Source organism: Pontiella agarivorans, from assembly GCF_034531395.1.
Taxonomy (GTDB): domain Bacteria; phylum Verrucomicrobiota; class Kiritimatiellia; order Kiritimatiellales; family Pontiellaceae; genus Pontiella; species Pontiella agarivorans.
On record NZ_JARVCO010000011.1, the window covers coordinates 1 to 4,648 of the forward strand.

The following is a 4,648-nucleotide window of genomic DNA, read 5'->3' on the forward strand; positions in this document are numbered from 1 at the left end:
TGCTCCGTACGAATCGCATAATGATGAAAACGCAAAACCTCCTTCACCTGCTCCATCAACTTTAATTTTGGATCCGGACGAAACCGCGCACTGCCGCTCATACAACCCTCCAATATCTGATATCACCTATTTTCACCCGTCCATATTGCATATTAAACAAGCAACTTTTACTTTTTTTGTCTTTATACGTTCAATATCGTGTTATTCAATAAATGCAAGTAGTACACAAGGTCATATCACCCCAGATAAAGAGAACCCGAACCAACTGTTGGAACCACAAATGAATTCCTCTGAATACAAAATGATGACAGCTAAACCGAATGTTCTTCGGAGGTCATTTGTTGAGGAAACCATCAGTGCTCTAACCCAGACTGATTCAAATAAACTAATCCAAATATTGGAAGAGCAGTTGCAGCACCCAAGCATTCCCAAACCGAATGAATTTGCTGGATCAAAATTGGATGAATGGATTGAGCTGAGTATCAGCGAGATAACAACAGAAGAAATTGTAGAACAAATGGGCTTTCTTGAGGTTGCCCATGTTTCCAAGGAAGGTGAAACCACACCATTGGCATCCAAATTTGGTGCCATGCTTGATGTTTGGAATACATATGAAAAATAACTGTTCCAACCAGAAATTGGAGCCTACCGTGAAAACGCTGGTCACACATGCAAAGTTTACGTGCACGGCGGCTCACTTTTAACATTGGAACAACTCACTTGGCTGCATAAAAATTCAATAAATCAGATTTGCAGACAATTCACCGGACAACCTGCTCAGCAGCGGACTTCCTGCTGTGCCCGGACAACCTGCAAAGAACCGTAGAAAACCTGAGATACTGACTTGCTCAAAACAGAGTCTTTTCCAACCAGTGGTTCGAGTTTACGGTGGCCAACGCCTGTTGATTAAGTAAAGTTTATGTTCACCGAAACTCACCCATTAACGTTGGAAACAAAAAGGAATAAAATGAAAACCAAGCTACTTCTTTCACTCCTCGCCATATCCATAGGCTCGCTCTGTTATGCAGAATCAAAAGTTATCCCTGAAGCCCAAAAGCTCCATCTCGACCTCTATACGATTCAGTTCACATTAGCTGAACTCAATGAGGACTTCCAAATGATGGAAATATTTCCCACAAACGTTACAACTGCTACCAATGCTACAGTTGAATACAAGCCCATGTCAGAAGAGAAACACAGACTGATTGCTGAAGCCCTAATGAAAAGGAAGCAAAATGGAGAACTCACAGATCAAAGCCCTGCTTTAGCTCAGGCATCCCCAATAGTTGATAGAGTAAAGAAATCGAACCCAAGTTACAGCAGTTTTGCAACTATTTACACGAAACCAGGTGCTGAGTTCTCTACTGAAAATTTAAAAGGGAAATTCGATTCTAAGTCTAATACCCTCAATATATTAGAAATGAACCTGCCTGAGTATGAAATCACGCAACCGCTAACAATTGCCGCCAACTCTTCCGAATGGACAGCTCTTTTCTTTGGAGGAAAGATTATAAGCGGAAAAGAGAAAAAATATTGCGTGTTGGTAAAAACTTACGCACCTCAAAAATAATTTTCCAACCAGCAGGTGGAGCCTACGCTGAAAACGCCCGTTGAGTCAGGCAAACAACAAGGCAGCGCGGCTCACCCGTAACGTTGGACTGAGGAAATAAATTGATCTGTGACAAAGTTAAGTTTGGAGAGATAATCAATTCAGATTCTCCGAAAAAACAAGCAGCTCAACCGGAACAAACAAGCTGATTCTCCGGAACAAAAATCAAAAGTTCCGAACATCGGAAAAATTGACGAACAGAGATCGGTTGAGTGAACAAACCAAAATCCAGTGAAGATGTGAAAGAATTCCAATCATCGGAAATACAGAAACCATTCAACTGAAATAAAAAAAGTCCAACCAGTGGGTGGAGCCTACGGTGAAAACGCCTGTTGATTAAGTAAAGTTTGTGAGCACCGGCGGCTCACCCATAACGTTCGACTGAATAAATAAAATGACAATTCTACATCCACATGAAGGCAAAGATTATTTCAAAGCCCATCAGTATTCTTCCGACCATCGGAAACAAATCGAGCAGAGTACAATCTGTGGTTGCTTCTATTGTTTGGCAAAATTCAAGCCAAGTGCGATTGAGGAATGGATTGATGAAAATGATGATGAAGTAGGACAAACTGCATTATGCCCGAGATGCGATATAGATTCAGTAATAGGATCAGAATCTGGTTTCGAGATAACAGATGACTTATTGAAGAAAATGAACAAGTATTGGTTCTAAATAACAAAAATGGTCGAACCAGGGGTTGGACTTTACCGTGAAAACGCCGGTTGATTCGGTCAGAGTTTATTTCCACGGAAAGTCATCCCGAACGTTCTGCTGAGATAAAATGAGAATATTTTCAATACCAGCAATCATCATAACCCTGAGCCTGTTGTTAATTGCGTGTTCGGAGAATAAAATGGAACTACCCGATCCTTGGCCTTTTGACCAACCACCTAATTGTGCCGTGTTTACAACCACACATGTCATCAAAGATGGAGAACCAATCACACATATTTTTCATGATGAAGATGATCACGGGTGGCAATTTCACTACGCAGGAGAAAAGGCCACTGGGGATATGATGATCGTAGCTCTAAAAGAGGTTTACTATTTGGATCGAACGATTATCGAGGTCGCTGATTTACCCCCTGGCTGGGAGGCCAGTCGTGCTCAAATTGGGGAAACTTGGATACGAGAAAAATCAAAATAAGCAGAACCAGCGGGTTGACCTTACCGTGAAAACGCCCGTTGATTAGATCGAAGTTTATGTGCACGGCAGGTCACCCGTAACGTTCTGTGTAGATAAATAAATGACACTGCGAGAAAATCTAAAACAACAGATTGAGCCATTCATAACCCAAGAGGAAAGCGCTGTAAGGCTTGTTAAAGTTTCTGGGATTGTGATTGTCATTGGTTATCCCGTTTACCTGATATGGCACATTATCGGAGCGTTACTGTTTATTCCTCTCGCTTGTTTTGGGATTGGGGTAATGAAAAAAAATATGACAGTGGCATCAGCAGGAACGAAGGTGAAATGTCCAGTTTGTAATAAGAGGTTAGGTTTTATATTTCGTGATGTGAATAATTTCTCATGGAGCCCTTTTTCAAGAATACAGAAAGAAGATTCTGGAGAGATTACTCATTGCCCTTCATGCCTGACAGGAATGGATGAAGAAATAGAATCACAGAACCAGTGGGTGGAGCCTACGGTGGCCGACGCCAATTGATTAAGTGAAGTTTATGTTCACCGGCGGCTCACCCATAACGTTGGGATGCATAAAAATATGATGAACAAAAAAACAAAGCGATTGGCCATTACCTACTCCAGCACATTGTTCATTCTGTATATCATATCTATATTCCTTTGTTTCCCATTCAGAGATCATGATGTCCCGTTAGGCGAAGCAATTTTCACCAGCCTTTTGTCAATCTTCGGTCCATGGGCTACACAGGTTTCAAAGTTAACCACAATCAATCATGCAGGAGAACTCTGTTATCCATGGCTAACTTTCACAGCGATTGGCCTCACAGTTGTCTTGATGGCTGTAATTAGAATATCAATATCGAGCAACAAAAAATGGATTACAGCACTCTGCTTAATATTATATTTCCCACTAATATTTGTTTGGATGTATTTCGGGTGGGGATTGATGACAAGCTACTTACACTAATAAAAATATCCCAACCAGAGCGTGGAGCCTACCGTGAAAACGCCCGTCGAGTTAGGCAAAGTTTATGTGCACGGGCGGCTCACGCTTAACGTTAGATGGCTGATAAATCTTCAACCCATGTTTTGATCGGAAAGATTTTACCTTCCCCTCCTAACCCATCGCGCTCCAGCATCCTGCAAATCGCTTGAGCCGCCGCTTCAGTTGCGTGACAATCCATTGTGTGATCTTTCGCCTTTTTCTGCATGACGGAACCTTCTGGCCATTGTGCGTGGGATCTAAATCTTTTCTCATTCATAGTCTTCTCCATCTAACCAGCGGCTTGAAGGGACGCGGTTAAACGCCCGCCGATTCGGTCCAAGTTTATTTCCCGCGCCCCTCATCCGTAACGTTGGGCACGTAAAATATGAAGCTTATTCAAACGTTATCAGTACTTCTCATCGCAACTCCTTTTATTTTTAGGGGGATATTTGGTCCGTTCATTTTGACGTTCTTCGGTGTTGTGATTGGCCTTTGGTCTATTCTGGAATTGAGACTCATAAAAGCTGGGACATATTTGCTGAGTAAAATTTTATTTGGGGGAGTTGCAGTTTTAGCGACACTTGTAACAGTGCAATATTTGAAAAACGACATGGGAAATGCCTCTGAATTATATTATTTCTTAACGCCTTTAATTACATTGTATTTGGCTCTTGTGCTTGAGTTGAATATTAAATCAAAGAATGCCCAACCAGCAGGTGGACCCTATCGTGATAACGCCCGTCGATGAAGTTGAAGCACAATCCACTCAGGGTCACCCGTAACGTTCGAACAACTCACTTGGCTGCATAAAAATTCAATGAAATCAGATTTGCAGACAATTCACCGGATATCCTGCTTTTCACCGGACTTCCTGCTGTGCCCGGACAACCTGCAGAGAAACGTAGAAAA

Annotated in this window: 6 protein-coding genes; 5 read left to right on the forward strand and 1 reads right to left on the reverse strand. The window is 41.9% G+C overall.

The features are described 5' to 3' along the window. The 4 genes from P9H32_RS12880 to P9H32_RS12895 all read left to right on the forward strand — a co-directional run. On the forward strand, nucleotides 1-622 hold a 622-nt coding region (locus P9H32_RS12880), incomplete at its 5' end, for a hypothetical protein (RefSeq protein ID WP_322609319.1). Between the two features lie 345 nt (nucleotides 623-967). After that, complete coding sequence (locus P9H32_RS12885) at nucleotides 968-1,570, forward strand: hypothetical protein (protein WP_322609320.1); 603 nt, start codon at nucleotides 968-970, stop codon at nucleotides 1,568-1,570. An 896-nt stretch (nucleotides 1,571-2,466) separates the two neighbouring features. After that, nucleotides 2,467-2,760, forward strand: coding sequence for a hypothetical protein (locus tag P9H32_RS12890; protein ID WP_322609321.1), 294 nt, complete (start codon nucleotides 2,467-2,469; stop codon nucleotides 2,758-2,760). 100 nt (nucleotides 2,761-2,860) lie between these two features. Beyond that, complete coding sequence (locus P9H32_RS12895) at nucleotides 2,861-3,277, forward strand: hypothetical protein (protein WP_322609322.1); 417 nt, start codon at nucleotides 2,861-2,863, stop codon at nucleotides 3,275-3,277. Nucleotides 3,278-3,812: 535 nt separating this feature from the next. Here the strand turns inward: P9H32_RS12895 and P9H32_RS12900 are convergent. Further along, a complete protein-coding gene (locus tag P9H32_RS12900; RefSeq protein ID WP_322609323.1) occupies nucleotides 3,813-4,016 on the reverse strand; it encodes a hypothetical protein in 204 nt (67 codons plus the stop codon). A gap of 108 nt (nucleotides 4,017-4,124) precedes the next feature. Here P9H32_RS12900 and P9H32_RS12905 point away from each other — a divergent pair, with 108 nt between their 5' ends. Beyond that, entirely contained in the window at nucleotides 4,125-4,487 is a 363-nt protein-coding gene (locus tag P9H32_RS12905; protein ID WP_322609324.1) for a hypothetical protein, read from the forward strand. Nucleotides 4,488-4,648: the final 161 nt, after the last annotated feature.